At 50.4% G+C, this 17,375-nt stretch carries 12 protein-coding genes and 1 tRNA gene; 7 read left to right on the top strand and 6 right to left on the bottom strand.

Features of this window, described 5'->3' with window-relative positions; translation table 11 throughout:
- Nucleotides 1–112 precede the first annotated feature (112 nt).
- Complete coding sequence (locus OI69_RS10505; protein WP_039349811.1) at nucleotides 113–2,008, top strand: bifunctional metallophosphatase/5'-nucleotidase; 1,896 nt, start codon at nucleotides 113–115, stop codon at nucleotides 2,006–2,008.
- A gap of 56 nt (nucleotides 2,009–2,064) precedes the next feature.
- Here OI69_RS10505 and gdhA read toward each other — a convergent pair whose 3' ends face one another.
- Both gdhA and uspA read right to left on the bottom strand, forming a co-directional pair.
- Entirely contained in the window at nucleotides 2,065–3,408 is a 1,344-nt protein-coding gene (gdhA, locus tag OI69_RS10500; RefSeq protein ID WP_039349809.1) for an NADP-specific glutamate dehydrogenase, read from the bottom strand.
- A 291-nt stretch (nucleotides 3,409–3,699) separates the two neighbouring features.
- On the bottom strand, nucleotides 3,700–4,137 hold the full coding sequence (gene uspA / locus OI69_RS10495; protein WP_039349807.1) for a universal stress protein UspA: 438 nt from the start codon (nucleotides 4,135–4,137) through the stop codon (nucleotides 3,700–3,702).
- 557 nt (nucleotides 4,138–4,694) lie between these two features.
- Between uspA and uspB the strand changes: the two genes are divergently transcribed.
- Nucleotides 4,695–5,030 (top strand): universal stress protein UspB, encoded by a 336-nt coding sequence (gene uspB / locus OI69_RS10490; protein WP_039349805.1) that lies wholly within the window; start codon nucleotides 4,695–4,697, stop codon nucleotides 5,028–5,030.
- A 197-nt stretch (nucleotides 5,031–5,227) separates the two neighbouring features.
- Here uspB and pitA read toward each other — a convergent pair whose 3' ends face one another.
- Complete coding sequence (pitA, locus tag OI69_RS10485) at nucleotides 5,228–6,733, bottom strand: inorganic phosphate transporter PitA (protein WP_039349803.1); 1,506 nt, start codon at nucleotides 6,731–6,733, stop codon at nucleotides 5,228–5,230.
- Between the two features lie 278 nt (nucleotides 6,734–7,011).
- On the opposite strand from pitA, the gene OI69_RS10480 reads away from it, so the two are divergent.
- Entirely contained in the window at nucleotides 7,012–8,211 is a 1,200-nt protein-coding gene (locus OI69_RS10480) for a BaiN/RdsA family NAD(P)/FAD-dependent oxidoreductase (RefSeq protein ID WP_039349800.1), read from the top strand.
- 93 nt (nucleotides 8,212–8,304) lie between these two features.
- A complete protein-coding gene (locus OI69_RS10475; protein ID WP_039349796.1) occupies nucleotides 8,305–9,909 on the top strand; it encodes an EAL domain-containing protein in 1,605 nt (534 codons plus the stop codon).
- 235 nt (nucleotides 9,910–10,144) lie between these two features.
- On the opposite strand, the gene OI69_RS10470 is transcribed toward OI69_RS10475, so the two are convergent.
- The 3 genes from OI69_RS10470 to ligB form a co-directional block, all read right to left on the bottom strand.
- A tRNA-Pro gene (locus tag OI69_RS10470) sits at nucleotides 10,145–10,221 on the bottom strand.
- A gap of 132 nt (nucleotides 10,222–10,353) precedes the next feature.
- Complete coding sequence (gene eptB, locus OI69_RS10465; protein ID WP_039349794.1) at nucleotides 10,354–12,033, bottom strand: kdo(2)-lipid A phosphoethanolamine 7''-transferase; 1,680 nt, start codon at nucleotides 12,031–12,033, stop codon at nucleotides 10,354–10,356.
- Nucleotides 12,034–12,282: 249 nt separating this feature from the next.
- A complete protein-coding gene (gene ligB / locus OI69_RS10460) occupies nucleotides 12,283–13,980 on the bottom strand; it encodes an NAD-dependent DNA ligase LigB (RefSeq protein WP_039349790.1) in 1,698 nt (565 codons plus the stop codon).
- A gap of 323 nt (nucleotides 13,981–14,303) precedes the next feature.
- Between ligB and gmk the strand changes: the two genes are divergently transcribed.
- The 3 genes from gmk to spoT are packed head-to-tail and all read left to right on the top strand — an operon-like array spanning nucleotide 14,304 to nucleotide 17,375.
- The gene (gene gmk / locus OI69_RS10455) at nucleotides 14,304–14,927 is read left to right on the top strand and encodes a guanylate kinase (protein ID WP_039349788.1); all 624 of its coding nucleotides are present in this window, start codon (nucleotides 14,304–14,306) and stop codon (nucleotides 14,925–14,927) included.
- 54 nt (nucleotides 14,928–14,981) lie between these two features.
- Nucleotides 14,982–15,257 (top strand): DNA-directed RNA polymerase subunit omega, encoded by a 276-nt coding sequence (rpoZ, locus tag OI69_RS10450; protein WP_005968230.1) that lies wholly within the window; start codon nucleotides 14,982–14,984, stop codon nucleotides 15,255–15,257.
- 18 nt (nucleotides 15,258–15,275) lie between these two features.
- Entirely contained in the window at nucleotides 15,276–17,375 is a 2,100-nt protein-coding gene (gene spoT / locus OI69_RS10445) for a bifunctional GTP diphosphokinase/guanosine-3',5'-bis pyrophosphate 3'-pyrophosphohydrolase (RefSeq protein WP_039349786.1), read from the top strand.

Raw genomic sequence — 17,375 nt, 5'->3', positions numbered from 1 at the left:
AAACTTAGCCTGCTTCACATTTGTTCTACGGGTTTTGCAAAGTCTGTAGCTGTCATGTGAAGCAAATCGCATAATTTCACGCTATCACTCCTCATTACACTAAGATCACATAATGAAAAAGACGCTATTGTCACTTCTGCTTTGTTTGAGTACCTCTGCGATGGCCGTTCAGGAACCTGTCAACATTACGATTCTGGGGACGTCAGACCTTCACGGCACGTTCGTTCCCTGGGATTACGCCACCGATACCGCCAACATGGCGGGCAGCCTGAGCCAGATCGCGACACAGGTACATAAGGTGCGTGCGCAGCAGCCTAATGTGATTTTGGTTGATGCGGGCGACACCATTCAGGGTAACTTTGTCGAAACCTTCAAAAATGACAAAACCAGCCCGATGATCCTCGGTTTTAACGCCCTGAATTATGACGTATGGGTTCTGGGCAACCACGAGTTCGATTTCGGCCTGAACGTGCTATCCACCTCGCTTGATCAGTTCAAAGGCACCGCGCTGGCGGGCAACATTTTTTGGGAGAGCGGTAAACCGTACTTGCCTGCCTATAAAATCGTCGAACGGCAGGGCGTGAAGATTGGCATCATCGGCATGGATACGCCGATGACCGCCGAATTTGCCAAAGGCACTGACCGCGTGAAAGGGCTGAACTTTACCGATCCCGTCGGGGCGGTAAAAACCGTTATCCAGCAAATCCACGATAAGGTTGACGCCATCGTGTTGGTCGCCCATATGGGCATCGATAACGAGAACCAGCGGCCTGGCACCGGCGTAGGCGACATTGCCCGCGCGAACCCTGAATTAGCCGCCATCGTTGCAGGTCATATGCACGTAAAAGTGGACAAAGAGGTGATAAATGGCGTGATTGTCACCGAACCGGACAAATATGGCCGCGCGCTATCGCGCATTGATTTGCAGTTTGAACAGCAGAACGGTAAATACGTACTGATCAACAAAGACAGCTATACCTATTCGATTAAGGATGTGGATTCTGACCGCAAAATGGAAGACATCTACGAGCCTTATCACAATACCCTGCGCGCCAACGCTAACCGTCCGATTGCACAACTCCTCGGGCACAATCTGGTGCCGCAAGATGCCGTGAAAGGCATTCCTCAGGTACACGTACAGGACACCGGTATCAGCGCACTGTTTCAGGAAGCCAGCCGTCATTACGCGCCAAAAGCGCAGGTTATCGCGCTGCAAATTGATAACGATCGACCCAAGCTGAACGTCGGCACCATCGCCGCGAAGGACATCGCTTTTAACTATCAATATGCTGGCGGTGAGATCACGGTTTACCAACTCACCGGAAAAGAACTGAAGAAATACATGGAATGGTCAGCGGGTTACTTCAATCAGCTACAGGACGGCGATGTGACGTACAGCTTCAATCCACAGCGCCGCGCCTCTAAATATTCCACCAATGATTTCTTCGACGGCGTGACCTACACCATCGACCTGACGAAACCCGCCGGACAACGTATTACCGATCTCAAAATGAATAACGGCACACCCGTTACTGACGATATGCCGATTCGTCTGGGCATGAACAGCTACCGTATGGGTCATCTGACGCAGAAAGGCGGCGCGTTGGAAGGCATGCAGTTCCCGGTGCTGTCCGATACCAAAGCGGAATATGGTGAAGAGGCGGGTACGATTCGTAACCTGACCATCCGTTATCTGACTGAGGTGAAAAAAGGCCAATATGAAGGTACGGTGCCGCAGCGCTGGAAGCTGGCGGGATTGCAGGGCTACGAGCGCGAGCGCGGTATTGTCGAATCGTTGCTTAATAGCGGAAAAATCAGCGTGCCAACCTCAGACGATGGTCGCTACAGCAACGTGCAGTCCATCAACGTGAAGTCATTGCTGCTACCGGATGCCGCACTGCGGGAGAAACGCTTGGCGGAACTGACGCAACAGCGCGACAGCGCCACCAATGCGTTGACTAAACAGCGGCTGAACGATCAACTGACGATTATCGCAGCGATTAATTAACTGACACCCTTGCCGCTCGCTTTACCGTGCGGCAAGGGTAAGTCCTCGATGACCGATTACACCACGCCCTGCGCCAGCATCGCGTCGGCGACTTTGACAAACCCTGCCACGTTAGCACCGCGCACGTAGTGAGTCTGGCTACCTTCGCCGCCGTACTGCACACAGGCATTGTGAATATCCAGCATGATGTGATGCAGACGCGCATCCACTTTCTCGGCTTTCCAGCCCAAACGTGCCGCGTTCTGTGCCATTTCCAGACCGGATGTTGCCACGCCGCCAGCGTTAGCCGCCTTGCCCGGCGCAAACAGTACGCCAGCATCCAGGAATGCGTCGGTCGCCGGGATCGTCGTCGGCATGTTAGCCCCTTCCGCCACGGCTTTCACACCGTTAGCAATAAGCCGCTGCGCCGCTGGCAGATCCAGCTCATTCTGCGTCGCACACGGCAGCGCGATATCTACCGGCACGTCCCACGGCGTTTTGCCTGCAAGGTAGGTCAGCTTCGCCTCACGCGCGTAATCTTCCACGCGGCCATAGCGTTTGTTCTTGATCTCTTCCAGCAGCGCCAGTTTCTCTGGGGTAAACCCGTTTTCATCCACCACCGTGCCGTTGGAATCCGATGCGGTGACGACGCGCGCGCCCAGCGCCATCGCCTTTTCAATCGCGTACTGCGCCACATTGCCAGAGCCAGACACCGCAACCCGCATGCCTTCAAAGCCCAGGCCGTGGCGTTTCAACATCGCTTCGGTGAAGTACACCAAACCATAGCCCGTTGCTTCAGGACGAATCAGACTGCCGCCGAACGACAGCCCTTTCCCCGTGAAGACGCACGCCGTGTTGTTGGTCAGTTTCTTCATCATGCCGGTCATGAAACCGACTTCGCGGCCACCCACACCGATATCGCCCGCCGGGACGTCCGTATCCGCCCCCAGATGACGATACAGTTCCGTCATCAGTGCCTGACAGAAACGCATGATCTCACCCTGACTTTTCCCTTTCGGGTTAAAGTCCGAGCCGCCTTTGCCGCCGCCCATTGGCAGCGTCGTCAGCGCATTTTTAAACGTTTGTTCGAATCCAAGGAATTTCAAAATCGACAGATTAACGGACGGGTGGAAACGCATGCCGCCTTTATACGGCCCGATGGCGGAGCTGAACTGAACACGCCAGGCGCGGTTCACCTGCACCTGACCTTTATCGTCCGTCCACGCCACGCGAAACTGAATCACACGTTCCGGTTCTACCAATCGTTCCAGCAGGCTGTAATCCGCATAGTGAGGGTTCTGCTCCAGAAAAGGCCATAGAGTGGAAAGCACTTCATTAACAGCCTGTAGAAATTCAGGCTGATGCGGATCGCGTTGTTGAACAGAATCAAGAAAATTCGCCAGAGATACGATGTGTGCCATGAACAGCTCCTGATTGAACGAATAAGTTCCCTTCTGCTTCTTTAATTTTTAGACACGCAGAAGCTTGTGGGATCGGTGAAAATGATGTTGTGTCCTCTGGACTATAACACTGGCGATGGATATTTAAGCAAGCATTTTCTTTGCAGATAAACGTTATAATCCAATGATATATAAAGGGTTTTTCGGCAATCCAGAAGGGGGCATGTGCCATAAGTTTTTGTTATATAACAAAAGGCACAGCTCAAAGCCGTGCCTTTTACCGCTGAAAAAAAATGCAAAAAAAGCTAATTTTTATTCGTCTTCATCTTCACGCAGCGGCACGATGAGCATATCAACATGCACGGTATTAATCAGTTGACGCGCCGAAGACATCAACTTGCTCCAGAAGTCCTGATGGTGACCGCACAGCACGAGGTCGACGCCGTATTTCTTGATCGCATCAACCAGCACTTGCCCTAAATCGCCGCTGCCGCTCAGCGTTTCGCTGATAGGGTAGCCCGCATTCTGGGACAGCTTAGTCAACGCATTCTGGGTTTCTTCTGAGATACGCTGTTGCATGTCACCCAGATTGACATCAATCAGCCCCGTGTAGAGATCGGAGTAGTTCACATCAACGTGGATTAACGAGACTTTCGCGTTGTACGGTCTTGCCATTGACACGGCTTTTTCCACTAACACTTTGCTTTCTGGAGAAAGGTCAACAGCAATGAGGATGTGTTTGTAAGCCATAATAAGACTCCTTCCGTAAAGACTAATTAAGGGTTAGCAGCTATTTCTTCTGCCAATCTGATACTTAATAGCGGATTATAGGATAGCACTCGTCCACGCTATCGGACTGTTCAGTCGATCACAACCCGTTTTTAAACCTGTTAATTCTATTGATAAGTGTAGTAGAAACCGCTCCTTTTCACAGCCCAATCACGCAGCTTCTCCTTTCGAAAAGGGCATTGCCTCGCCGAAAATCGTCCTTCACGCCGATTGCGCCCGCTCCCCTCTGGCACAAACGAACATTCTTCTTCTACACTACAAATAAGGGGCGGTGAGCCTGTCCACTGCGCCTTGGGATGGAAAACGAGAGTGGGGCTAACCGTGATGCGGTTGGTTAGCCAAAATGACAATAAAATCGTGCGCAAGCGCATGGGATAACTATTCGTTCGTAGAAAAACATCGCAGAAAAACGTCGTCGATACGCGTCGCGGATAAGAGTAGCGCTTGTCATCGGTGGCTGGTGGGCAACGGAAATACAGGTCCACCCAATCTGACGAATAGAACGACCGGAGGGAAGCATGATTAGTACATTTGCGCTTTTCTGGGCTTTATGTATCGTCTGTATCATCAATATGGCGAGGTACTACTCTTCACTGCGCGTATTACTGCTGGTTTTGCGCGACTGTGACCCGCTGCTTTACCAATACGTTGACGGAGGGGGATTCTTTACATCGCACGGTCAGCCAAGTAAACAAATCCGGCTGGTAGGCTACATCTATGCGCAACGCTATCTTGATCACCACGACCCTGAATTCATTCGCCGCTGCGAGCGGGTTAGGGGACAGTTTCTGCTCACTACCGCCCTGTGCGGCCTTATCGTTACCAGCCTGATTGCCATGATGCTGTGGTATTAAAACGTTGGTACTGACACAATCACGAGTATTAATATAGCTAGTGGTCTAACACCATGAATGTCGATAAAACGTAAAAAGGCGATTCCCCACAGAATCGCCTTTTTTATGAAGAACATCCTTGTCCATTACCCTTCGGGTCGTCGCAAGCGACGTTGAAAACATTTCCTACGTTTTTTCTGCGCGATGCGCGGCTGAGATTAAATCAGCTTCAATGCCAACCAGTACAGCAAACCAGACATCAGCATTGAGATAGGCAACGTCAATACCCAGGCGAGCAGAATACTTCTGATCGTCTTGCCCTGTACGCCACCGCCATCCGCAATCATCGTCCCGGCAACTGCCGAGGACAATACGTGCGTGGTGGAAACCGGCATACCGGTGTAGCTGGCAACGCCAATCGACAACGCCGCCGTCACCTGCGCCGAAACGCCCTGTGCGTAGGTCATGCCCTTCTTACCAATCTTCTCACCGATAGTCACCGCTACGCGTTTCCAGCCCACCATGGTGCCCAGAGACAGCGCCAGCGCAACAGCCACGATAATCCAGAGAGGCGCATACTCAATCGTCTGAAGCATATCTTTACGCAGGTTGCTCAGGTAGCGTTTATCTTCACCCGACGTTTCTGGCAGCTTGATTATCCGATCCATCGTGTCTGAAATACACATCAACAGACGGCGCACACGGCTACGGTCATCAGGGTTCAACTGGTCGTAACTTTTCAGGTTATTCAGCAGACCCTGTGTACGCTCAATCGCAATCATCACGCGCGAACTGTCACAGTGAAACTCTTTCTGCCCATTGCCAGGGATCGTGCTTTCCGACGCAGGGATCACTGGCGGAGACAGGTCGATAACGTGTGCCAATGCATCGCCGTGCTGCTTGTAGTATTCCTGCAAATTAACAACGGCATCACGAGTACGGCTGATGTCATAGCCAGACGCGTTCATGTTGACAATAAACCCGGCTGGCGCGACGCCAATCAGTACCAGCATAATCAGGCCGATGCCCTTCTGACCGTCGTTTGCCCCGTGAGAGAAGCTCACACCAATCGCCGATAAAATCAGCGCGGTACGCGTCCAAAACGGCGGCTTACGTTTGCCGTCCTGCTTTTCGCGATCGACAGGCGTCAGATGCACACGTTTACGTTTCTTACTGTTATTCCAGAACCGACGCAGCAGCAGCAGCATCAGACCCGCCACCACCATCCCCACAATCGGTGACAGCAACAGCGACAGGAAAATACTGATCATTTTCGGTACGTTCAACGCATCCACGACGGAAGTATTCGTCAGCAACGCGTTGGTCAAACCAATACCGATAATGGAACCGATCAGCGTGTGGGAGCTGGAGGCAGGAATACCGAAATACCAAGTACCCAGGTTCCAGATAATGGCGGCCAGCAGCATAGAAAACACCATCGCCAGACCATGCGCCGAACTCACGTTCAGCAATAAATCCGTGGGGAGAAGGTGAACAATTGCATAGGCAACGCTCAAGCCACCCAGCAGGACACCAAAGAAATTAAAGATACCCGCCATAACAACAGCAAACTCTGCGCGCATGGCTCGGGTATAGATAACAGTGGCAACGGCATTCGCGGTATCGTGAAAACCGTTAATGGCTTCGTACATCAGTACAAATAACAAAGCCAGTATCAACATCAGGCCGGTGTAGTAATCCAGTCCGGCAAATAAATGTAGCATAAACGTTAGGCCATTTAGTGGTCATGAACGCGGCGCATTATCGGCGACAAGCAGGGGTCGGGAAAAGCAAAATATGATTTTTTTTGACTTAATCTGTAATGGCGGGAGGTATAAAAATCACTTAATCAATAAAAATCAAATAATTATATATTTTTACTAAAATACGCAAATTGTTACGCTGGTATCGAATAAAAACCAACACTACAATTTGCCGCCCTACGACTTTATCGGCTCGTAGCTATCCCAGAAGATAATATCACTCATCGGAGAAATGCATTGTGGAACAGTTTGACGCTGTCATCATCGGTGCTGGTGCAGCAGGTATGTTTTGTGCGGCACAGGCAGGACAACGCGGGCTGCGTGTTCTCCTACTTGATAACGGCAAGAAGGCTGGCCGGAAAATATTGATGTCCGGCGGTGGTCGCTGCAACTTTACCAATATGTATGCAGAGCCAGCGGCGTATCTGTCCCACAATCCTCACTTTTGTAAATCGGCGCTGGCGCGTTATACCCAGTGGGATTTCATTAGCCTGGTCAACAGCCATCGCATCGCTTACCACGAAAAAACACTCGGGCAGTTGTTCTGCGATGATTCCGCACAGCAAATCGTGGACATGCTGGTCACGGAGTGCGAACGGGCTAACGTTACCCTCCGCCTGCGTAGTGAAGTCACGTCGGTAGAGAAATCAGGCGATAAATTTACCATTCAGCTAAATAACGGCACATCATTCCACAGTACCTCGCTGGTGGTTGCCTGCGGCGGCCTGTCGATGCCCGGTCTGGGCGCAACGCCGTTCGGTTATCAGCTCGCCGAGCAGTTCGGCATCAGCGTGCTCCCGACCCGTGCCGCGCTAGTGCCTTTTACGCTGCACAAACCGCTGCTCGAACAGTTGCAAACACTCTCCGGCGTTTCCGTGCCTACCGTCGTTACCGCAGAAAACGGCGTGACGTTCCGTGAAAACATCCTGTTCACGCACCGTGGACTATCTGGCCCTGCTATTTTGCAGATTTCCAGCTACTGGCAAGCCGGTGAATTCGTCACCATCAATCTGCTGCCCGATCGCGATCTCACCCATCTCATCAATGACGAGCGTACAGCCCATCCGAACCAGAGCCTGAAAAACACGCTGGCACAGTGGTTGCCTAAACGACTGGTCGAATGCCTGCAAGCGTTGGGGCAACTGCCGGATGTCACGTTGAAGCAGCTCAACAGCACACAACAAACGCAGATTGAACAGAGCCTGCAACAATGGCGCGTGCAGCCAAATGGTACAGAAGGCTACCGTACGGCCGAGGTAACCATCGGCGGCGTTGATACCCGCACGTTGTCCTCCAAAACCATGGAAGCCAATTCGGTGCCAGGGCTGTATTTCATTGGTGAAGTGGTCGATGTGACCGGCTGGCTTGGTGGTTATAACTTCCAATGGGCATGGAGTTCTGCATGGGCGTGCGCGCAAGCGCTACCTTTCTGCAAATAGGCACTATACTAACCTCTATTCAGCGTTCTCCTTTCATTCACGGAGAAAGGGATGTCTCCTACACTGGCTTCTGCTGCCAAAAAGGAGATGTGGATGCGCACCAAACGTAGTGAACGTAACATCAACCTATTGCAGTTACTGGTTGCGGGTATATTGCCGCTTCTACTCGGGTTATTGTTCACTTTTGTTGAGTCCAGATTGATGGTAAAGCGTGATTTGGAGTCCACCGCACACATCACGCTCGACCATGCCGAGAATATTTCAGCGCAGGCATGGACGATGGTAGATCGCCTCCAGCAATTTCACGGACAACCCTGCAACGCCATCGGCGATCAACTGCAACGTCTGGGTTCGGTCTTTTCTTACTTTCGCGATATTGGTGTTATCCATAATACCAATGTCTATTGCGCTTCAACGTTCGGTAACACGCTGACGCCAATGGGTCGAATCATTCAACAGCCGCTACCGGAGCCTTATTCGGAGCGCTGGAGCTTGTCGATTGCAGGCTCCAACAACGTGAGAGATCGCCCTGCACTGATCTTCGTCCAGATGCCTCTTGTCGGTTATGGCGCTTACGCCATAGTCGATGCGCAATATCTGATTGATATTATGGTTGCGATTAGCAAAATTCGCGGCTACCAACTCATCTTGCAAATGGATAACGGTTACCTGATTCAAACTGGCCCGACGATAGCCCCTCACACGGGTCTATTTTCACCCTCTGCAATTACAATCACGTCAAATCGCTTCCCGATTACCCTCTATGTGACCGCCCCCACCGCCCAAGAAATCACAAACTGGAAGCAGGCATTTGTGACGTTTCTGCCGCTGGCAATTATTTTCTCTCTGCTTTTCACTACGGCGATATGGTTCTGGCAAAAACGTAAATTATTGCTTCGTGACGAAATCCGTAAAGGCATCGCTAACGGCGAATTCTCCGTCTATTACCAGCCCATCTATGATACAGAATCACGATCTTGCACCGGAGTAGAGACGTTATTGCGCTGGCGGCGCAGTAATGGACTGTGGATTAGACCCGATATATTTATCTCTGCCGCCGAAGCAGAAAGTATGATTATTCCCATCACCCAGCATTTATTTGATCTGGTGGCGTCGGATATCGCCAGTTGGCAGGTAAAACCTGGGTTTCATCTGGGGCTTAACGTTGCCGCCGAGCATTTGCACCATCCAGACTTTGTTTCAGACGTATACCGCTTCGCAGAGAAAATCGCCTCTCATTCATTAAACATTACGCTGGAACTGACAGAACGTAGCCTCATTAACAATGGTCCTGAAATCATACAGCGCCTGCATCAGTTACGTGACGATGGCTTTATGATAGCCATTGATGATTTCGGCACCGGGTACTGTTCTCTCTCATACCTGCAAAATTTTCCGCTGGATTGCCTGAAAATAGATCAGGGATTCGTTAGTGCAATTTCATCACCGAATGAAGAAGCCCCGATTCTTGATGCCATTATTAATTTGAGCCATCGCATCAAACTTCAATCCATAGCAGAAGGCGTTGAAACCGAACAACAGCTCATCTATTTACAACGGCACGGCGTCAAATACATACAGGGATTTCTTTATGCCAAGCCGATGGACAATGAATCATTGCTGATCTGGCTTCACTACAATAGCAGTAAACCGATTGAGAAATTTATAATTAAACCTGAAATGGGGGAAAAGAAATAATGCAGGAGGCGTTTTTATTCTAATTATTAAAAAACAGAAAAATAAATATTTTTCAGGTTAATCAATACACATCTTTTCACTCATTTTTCGGGAAGATCCAGAATCAGGCTCAAAGAAAGGATGATAACGAAGGACGTAGGGAAATACCGAGAAAATTCCTAAGTTCAAAAAGTAATAATAAAAATTAACGATATTGAATCAGGGAAAAGAGATGATGACTTACTGAGGAAGAAAATGGTCGGCGAGAGAGGATTCGAACCTCCGACCCACTGGTCCCAAACCAGTTGCGCTACCAAGCTGCGCTACTCGCCGAATGCGGGCGCATAGTACTGCTACCTAATTAAAGCGTCAATCCCTTTTTAGCAAAAGGGCTTTGGCTGCCGATAAAGTGTTCACTCCTTTGTATTTACAGTCTGAAACCGACGTCCTTGTCCGTGGTTCATATCAATTAGCCGGTCGCTGACACCAGTTATTTTTGGGGTTAATACCACCGTCAGGCGATGTGTATCCCAGACAACCAAGAATGGTGTCAAACAGTTCTTCATGGCGATGTGTTTTGCCAACGCGCTGTTGCGCTTTCAACTGCTCAAACGCATGTAAATTATCTTTATCGGCCAGAAATTTATCCGATGTCCATACCATCATTGGTGACCGGAACTGCTCGGGCGGTGCCATCTGACGCGGCGTACCGTGCAGATGGTAGTTATCATCAATGGATTCGCCGTGGTCGGAAGCATAAAAAACAATCGCTTTCTTATCCCGCACCTGATCAATCACGCTATCGATAAAGCTATCGGTATAGAGCACGCTATTATCGAAAGCATTAATCAACTGCTCACGCGAACAGGAGGCATCAACGCCCATACATTCGGGTTGGTAGCGCGCATAGCTACGGGGATATCGCATCGAATACAGATAGTGAGAACCTTTGGTATGCAACACAATCAGGTGCTTACCTTTAGGGTAGCGCGCCAGCGATTCCTTGACCTCATCGACTAACAACATATCCTGCACCGATTTACCGTCATTGTGTTTCTCTGACGCAATCATTTCACGGAAAGAATAGTTGTTCGCCTCAATACTATTGTAAAACCAGACCTCGCTTTGCATAGCAAACAGCTCGGAGGTAAAGCCCAGTTCTTTCAGTACGGCAAAAACATTCTGCTCTTTCAGGGTTCGCTGCGGGTTGTCTTCCGTACCGCCCTCTCGTACAAACATACAGCGCATGGAAAGCTTGGTTGAGGTATCACAGGATTGACCACGGAAGGCGACCAGATTTTTTTCTTTTGATAGCTTCGGCGTCGTATCTCGCTCGTAACCTAACAGCCCCATGTGGTCCCAACGGGTCGTTTCACCAATAATGAAAACCATGTAGGTATCATCAATCCCTTTCGGGGGGACATAGGTAAAATGCTGAGCCGGATCGAAAAGATTGGAGGAATCCTGGCTTTCGTCATACTTGGTGTATGCAAATAACCCTAACGCAGATAACCAGTTAGAAGGCAGATATGAATGCGCCACTACGCCGCCATAGCTGGGCAAATCCACATTGGACTCGCGTTCTGACACCGACTGAACGCTATCCATATAGCGAAGCGGCATCCACACCAACGCGACAACGGCAGCCAGAACCAGCAGAGGAATGACACGCTTCCCCGGCGATTTAAGCTGTTCGATCAGCGTATGACGCAGAGAATTTTTCCAGATCAAAAACAGCGGCAGCGCACTGACGACCAGCATCCACAGGAAAAAACGGAAACCAATAACCTCTTTGGAAAGATCAATATCGGTGGTCATAACTGCGGCAATAATGCCATAGCCAATCACAACATTAAAAAACGTCATGTAATAGCTGGCAGCAACGGAAATCAGCACCAGGAAGGAAGCAATGATGCGATAGAAACGGCGTCCTCCGAGAGAAATAATTCGCATCAGGAAAAACGTGAATAAGATGCTCGCAGTCAATTCAACAAGAGCAGGAATAAGCTTTGAAATATGGCTACCGACGGAGAGTGAAAAATAATCGAATCGGCGATAATACACTGAGATATTGAGGAAAAGGCCAATATAGATTGCCAGGATGAACGATAACTTGGGTTGCGAAAAAGATGCGACAAACTTCATTATGACAAGTGCTCCAACAAAACTTTTCTTATTATCTGAAGCTATACGACAACATCATCTATGCCTGAGTTCAACGGAAATAATCTGACTCTTGGGTATATATGGCGCAAAATAACAAATGGCTTCGCACCGTTTAAATCGTAAATTTTACTTATAATTAAGTAAGGGAGACAGAAAAAAACGGTCCTTTTATGTGCATGAATCCACGAAAAAATAAAAAACGCGATCGTAACATTGCCTGACAAATCACTACGGCTTACCTATGTATGCCTCGCGATGTAATCGGGCAATGAATTCCACAACAATGGGGTGATTGAGGAACGCCATAATCTCCTCTGCACGCCTTTCCCCAATACCTGAAAATTGTCGCCATTGTTGCGCTGTCCGTTGCTGTAGCGTCAACCAATCCATATTATCCAACGCGCTCATTGCCGAACGAGGAACAGGAATACCGAGTGCAAGCAACCAGCGGGATAGAGGCTTACGTCGTGCCGATTGCAAACTCGTATAAATATCTCGCGTTCGCTTATCCCCCATCCCATCGACGGCATTAAGCTGTTCCTCGGTCAGGTATAACCACGACAGCATATCTCCCAGTAAATCATGTTGCATCAAGCGCAGCCACATCCCATCGCGCATTCCCGCCAGATTTAAACCCTGCTCCCCACTCAGCCAGACTAAACGCGCCAGAAATTGTTGCTGGCAAACCGTGCTATACCGAAAACAGCTAAGAGCGTGAAAATCATGTTCTTCAGGGGATACGACAGTAGGCCGTTCCGCACCGCGCCATACCACCTTATCCAGACGGGGAATCCCCTGCCCCGCCAGACTGATACTCACGCGATCGCCGGGCAACACATCCCATTGTTTCCAGCGAGACAACGAGCCGACATTCACCCGACTGACCGATTTATCATCCAGTTTCAGAGGGTCGAGCTTTAACACCACGGCGATTTTACCCGTACGCCCGATGGAAAATGCAACGTCCGTCACTTCCGCAACCTGATGAACCGGCGAATATTTCCACGCAATCGCCCAGTCGGCAGATGTATTGCGCCAATAGCGTCCCTGTGGTTCTTTAGTCTGGCGAATAACCACGCCATCCGTCACGAAGGGCAGCGGGTTGTAGTACCAATCATGACGCCATTTCTCCGCATCGGCGAATGACCCAATGGCATGGGTATAATCTGCCGTCATGGCAAACCCCATTCTCGTCAATTTCTCCAGACGTTCAGGCATCGTCTCTGGACCATCTGGCCATTCCCAGACAAACAAACCAATCTGCGATAGCACCGAAGAGGGTTGATGACGACGCATTTCGCCAGCCACCACAGAGCGTGCATTCACACCGCCTTGAGTACGCTGCTGATGATTGGTCATCTTCAGGAAAAGCTCCCCTTGTAATACCAATGAGGAAGGTGCATCAGTTAACACATGCGGGATCCCCGGAATCAGACGAATTTTTTCCGTCCAGTCCTCGCCTTGCAAACCATTACCCCGACTCACCGCAGACACAAGTTGACCGTGCTGATAGACCAACGTGACAGCCACACCATCAACTTTTGGCTGCACCCAGACATCCTCACGCTGCGCGATCCATTGCACCAACTGCCCGCGATCGGAGAGTTTTTTCAACCCGGTATGCGCAACAGGATGAAGCAGCTTACCCTTATCAGGTAAACGGATGGGGATAACATTTTGGGGCTGAAAACAGCCTAACCACTGGTTCAACTGTTCCCGTAGCTGATCGTAAACGTCATCCTCTATCGGGCTTTTCCCTTCGATGTGATACACATCATCCCACTGCTCTAACTGATGCCGTAATGCATCAATCTCTTTCCTGGCGCGGGTGTTATCCCAATCGGGGCACACTGCCCCCGCCGTAGGGAAACTGCCGATGCCCGCTACCACGATAATGATCCAAAATGCTCCGATCCTACGCCACATACTCTTTCCTGCCGTCCGTTAGCGAATGGCCGCAGTACATAACAACAGCGGGTAAAATACGAGGCGAAAAAAAGAGAAATGCCAAACGCCCCGCAAGATGATTTATCGTTTGCAGCCCAGATAACAAAGATCGGAACGCGCTTCGCAAGCTAAAAAAGAAACGTTGGCAAAAGGTTTGTCCGATGGCATAACGAAGAAACAGTCAGCGGAGAATTTATCGCAGCGCGACTGATGACATATTGGCGTGTATAATGCGGGGAAATGTGCATTTTTCTGCTGCATATCTACACATTCATCATCGTAACCGTTAATAAAACTTCATTATGGCTCAAGGCACGTTATATATCGTTTCTGCTCCCAGTGGAGCCGGGAAATCCAGCCTGATTCAGGCGTTATTAAAAACTCAGCCGCTTTACGACACTCAGGTATCGATTTCGCATACCACACGCGCTCAACGACCAGGGGAGAACCACGGCGAACATTATTTCTTCGTCGAAGTCGATGAATTTAAGCGTATGATTCGGGATAACGAGTTTCTGGAACACGCTGAAGTCTTTGGCAATTACTACGGTACATCCCGACTCGCCATTGAACAGGTATTAGCGACAGGCGTTGATGTTTTTCTGGATATTGACTGGCAAGGTGCCCAGCAAATTCGCGCCCAAATGCCGCTCGCGCGCAGTATTTTTATTCTGCCGCCGTCAAAAGAAGAATTGGCTCGCCGCCTGCGTGGCCGGGGACAAGACAGCGATGACGTCATTGCCCGCCGTATGTCACAGGCGGTAGCTGAAATGACGCATTACGGCGAGTATGATTACCTGATTGTGAATGATGATTTCGATCTGGCGCTGCTCGATCTAAAAACCATTATTCGCGCCGAACGTCTGCGTTTGAGCAGACAACAGGTTCGGCATGATGCATTAATCACCAAACTATTGGCAGACTGACGCCTCTTTCAGTATGATGCCCAGTCATTTTATTTCCTGTGGAGTAGCACATTTATGGCACGCGTAACTGTTCAAGACGCTGTAGAGAAAATTGGTAACCGTTTTGACCTGGTGTTGGTCGCTGCTCGTCGCGCCCGTCAAATCCAGACTGGCGGCAAAGATCCGCTGGTTCCTGAAGAAAACGATAAGTACACCGTGATCGCCCTGCGCGAAATCGAAGAAGGTCTGATCAACAACCAGATTCTGGATGTTCGTGACCGTCAGGAACAGCAAGAGCAGGAAGCCGCAGAGATTCAGGCGGTCACCGCGATTGCTGAAGGCCGCCGTTAATCACACCACGAGTCGCCCTTGTACATTTTTGAAAGCCTTAATCTGCTGATTCAACGTTATCTGCCAGAAGATCAGATCAAACGTTTACAGCAGGCTTATTTGGTTGCACGTGATGCTCACGAGGGGCAGACTCGCTCCAGCGGTGAACCCTATATCACACACCCCGTTGCCGTCGCCTGTATTCTGGCGGAGATGCGTCTCGATTATGAAACGCTGATGGCAGCGCTGCTGCATGATGTTATAGAGGATACGCCCGCCACCTATCAGGACATGGAACAGCTTTTCGGTAAAAGCGTTGCTGAACTGGTAGAAGGCGTTTCCAAGCTGGACAAACTGAAGTTCCGCGATAAGAAAGAAGCGCAGGCTGAAAACTTCCGCAAAATGATCATGGCGATGGTGCAAGATATTCGCGTCGTCCTGATCAAACTCGCAGACCGCACCCACAATATGCGCACGCTTGGCTCATTACGCCCGGACAAACGCCGCCGCATTGCCCGCGAAACGCTGGAAATATACAGCCCGCTGGCACACCGACTGGGTATCCATCACCTCAAAACCGAGCTGGAAGAGCTGGGCTTTGAGGCGCTGTATCCGAACCGTTACCGCGTGATTAAAGAGGTCGTCAAGGCCGCACGCGGCAACCGCAAGGAAATGATTCAGAAAATCCTGTCGGAAATCGAAGGACGCTTGACGGAAGCGGGCATTGCCTGCCGCGTCAGCGGTCGCGAAAAGCACCTGTACTCCATTTATTGTAAGATGCACCTGAAAGAGCAGCGTTTTCACTCCATCATGGATATTTACGCGTTTCGGGTGATCGTGAAAGAACTGGATACCTGCTATCGCGTGCTCGGTCAGGTTCATAGCCTGTACAAGCCACGCCCTGGTCGGGTGAAAGACTACATCGCCATTCCCAAGGCCAACGGTTACCAGTCGCTGCATACCTCTCTGATTGGCCCGCACGGCGTGCCGGTTGAAGTGCAGATTCGCACCGACGATATGGATCAAATGGCGGAAATGGGTGTTGCCGCGCACTGGGCCTATAAAGAAGGTGAAAGCAGCACCACGGCACAGGTGCGTGCTCAACGCTGGATGCAAAGCCTGCTGGAACTCCAGCAAAGCGCCGGTAGCTCATTCGAGTTTATCGAAAGCGTGAAGTCCGACCTTTTCCCTGACGAGATGTATGTCTTTACGCCAGAAGGACGTATTGTCGAGCTCCCCGCAGGCGCGACGCCCGTCGATTTCGCCTACGCGGTGCATACCGATATCGGTCACGCCTGCGTCGGTGCACGCGTTGACCGTCAGCCTTACCCGCTATCGCAGTCGCTCACCAGCGGTCAAACCGTTGAAATCATTACCGCACCAGGTGCCAGACCGAACGCCGCGTGGCTTAACTTTGTGGTCAGCTCCCGAGCGCGTTCCAAAATCCGTCAGATGCTGAAAAATCTCAAGCGTGATGACTCCGTGAGCCTCGGTCGCCGTTTACTGAACCACGCGCTGGGCAACGGTCGCAAGCTCTCCGATATCCCTGAAAAGTCGATTCAGCTTGAGCTTGAGCGTATGAAGCTCGCGACGCTGGACGACTTGATGGCGGAAATTGGTATGGGTAATGCCATGAGCGTCGTCGTGGCGAAAAATTTGCTGAACGAACAGTCTGAGCTGGGAACCACCGGGCTGCGCAAGCTGCCGATCAAAGGCGCGGATGGCGTCATGATCTCCTTTGCCAAATGCTGCCGCCCTATTCCCGGCGATCCCATCATTGCTCACGTCAGCCCCGGTAAAGGGTTGGTGATTCACCATGAATCCTGTCGCAACATTCGCGGCTATCAGAAAGAACCAGAGAAATTCATGGCGGTAGAGTGGGATAAGGTGACGGAACAAGAGTTCATCGCCGAGATCAAAGTGGATATGTTCAACCATCAGGGCGCACTGGCAAACCTGACGGCCGCGATTAACGCCACGAATTCCAACATTCAGAGCATCAACACAGAAGAGAGGGACGGTCGCGTATACAGCGCCTTTATCCGTCTCACTACCCTCGATCGCGTTCATCTGGCCAATATTATGCGTAAGATTCGCGTGATGCCGGATGTCATCAAAGTTAACCGTAATCGAAATTAA

Origin of the sequence: Pectobacterium fontis (genome assembly GCF_000803215.1) — a bacterium.
Classification (GTDB): domain Bacteria; phylum Pseudomonadota; class Gammaproteobacteria; order Enterobacterales; family Enterobacteriaceae; genus Pectobacterium; species Pectobacterium fontis.
The sequence above is the reverse complement of the archived record's forward strand: the minus strand, read 5'-3'. Positions and strand labels throughout refer to the sequence as shown.

What these genes read in the sequence shown, in the direction of transcription:
- gmk (WP_039349788.1), top strand. Translation starts at nt 14,304, where the DNA reads ATGGCTCAAGGCACGTTATATATCGTTTCTGCTCCCAGTGGAGCCGGG.
- uspA (WP_039349807.1), bottom strand. Translation starts at nt 4,137, where the DNA reads ATGGCTTACAAACACATCCTCATTGCTGTTGACCTTTCTCCAGAAAGC.
- gdhA (WP_039349809.1), bottom strand. Translation starts at nt 3,408, where the DNA reads ATGGCACACATCGTATCTCTGGCGAATTTTCTTGATTCTGTTCAACAA.
- rpoZ (WP_005968230.1), top strand. Translation starts at nt 14,982, where the DNA reads ATGGCACGCGTAACTGTTCAAGACGCTGTAGAGAAAATTGGTAACCGT.
- eptB (WP_039349794.1), bottom strand. Translation starts at nt 12,033, where the DNA reads ATGAAGTTTGTCGCATCTTTTTCGCAACCCAAGTTATCGTTCATCCTG.
- pitA (WP_039349803.1), bottom strand. Translation starts at nt 6,733, where the DNA reads ATGCTACATTTATTTGCCGGACTGGATTACTACACCGGCCTGATGTTG.
- uspB (WP_039349805.1), top strand. Translation starts at nt 4,695, where the DNA reads ATGATTAGTACATTTGCGCTTTTCTGGGCTTTATGTATCGTCTGTATC.
- OI69_RS10505 (WP_039349811.1), top strand. Translation starts at nt 113, where the DNA reads ATGAAAAAGACGCTATTGTCACTTCTGCTTTGTTTGAGTACCTCTGCG.
- OI69_RS10475 (WP_039349796.1), top strand. Translation starts at nt 8,305, where the DNA reads ATGCGCACCAAACGTAGTGAACGTAACATCAACCTATTGCAGTTACTG.
- ligB (WP_039349790.1), bottom strand. Translation starts at nt 13,980, where the DNA reads ATGTGGCGTAGGATCGGAGCATTTTGGATCATTATCGTGGTAGCGGGC.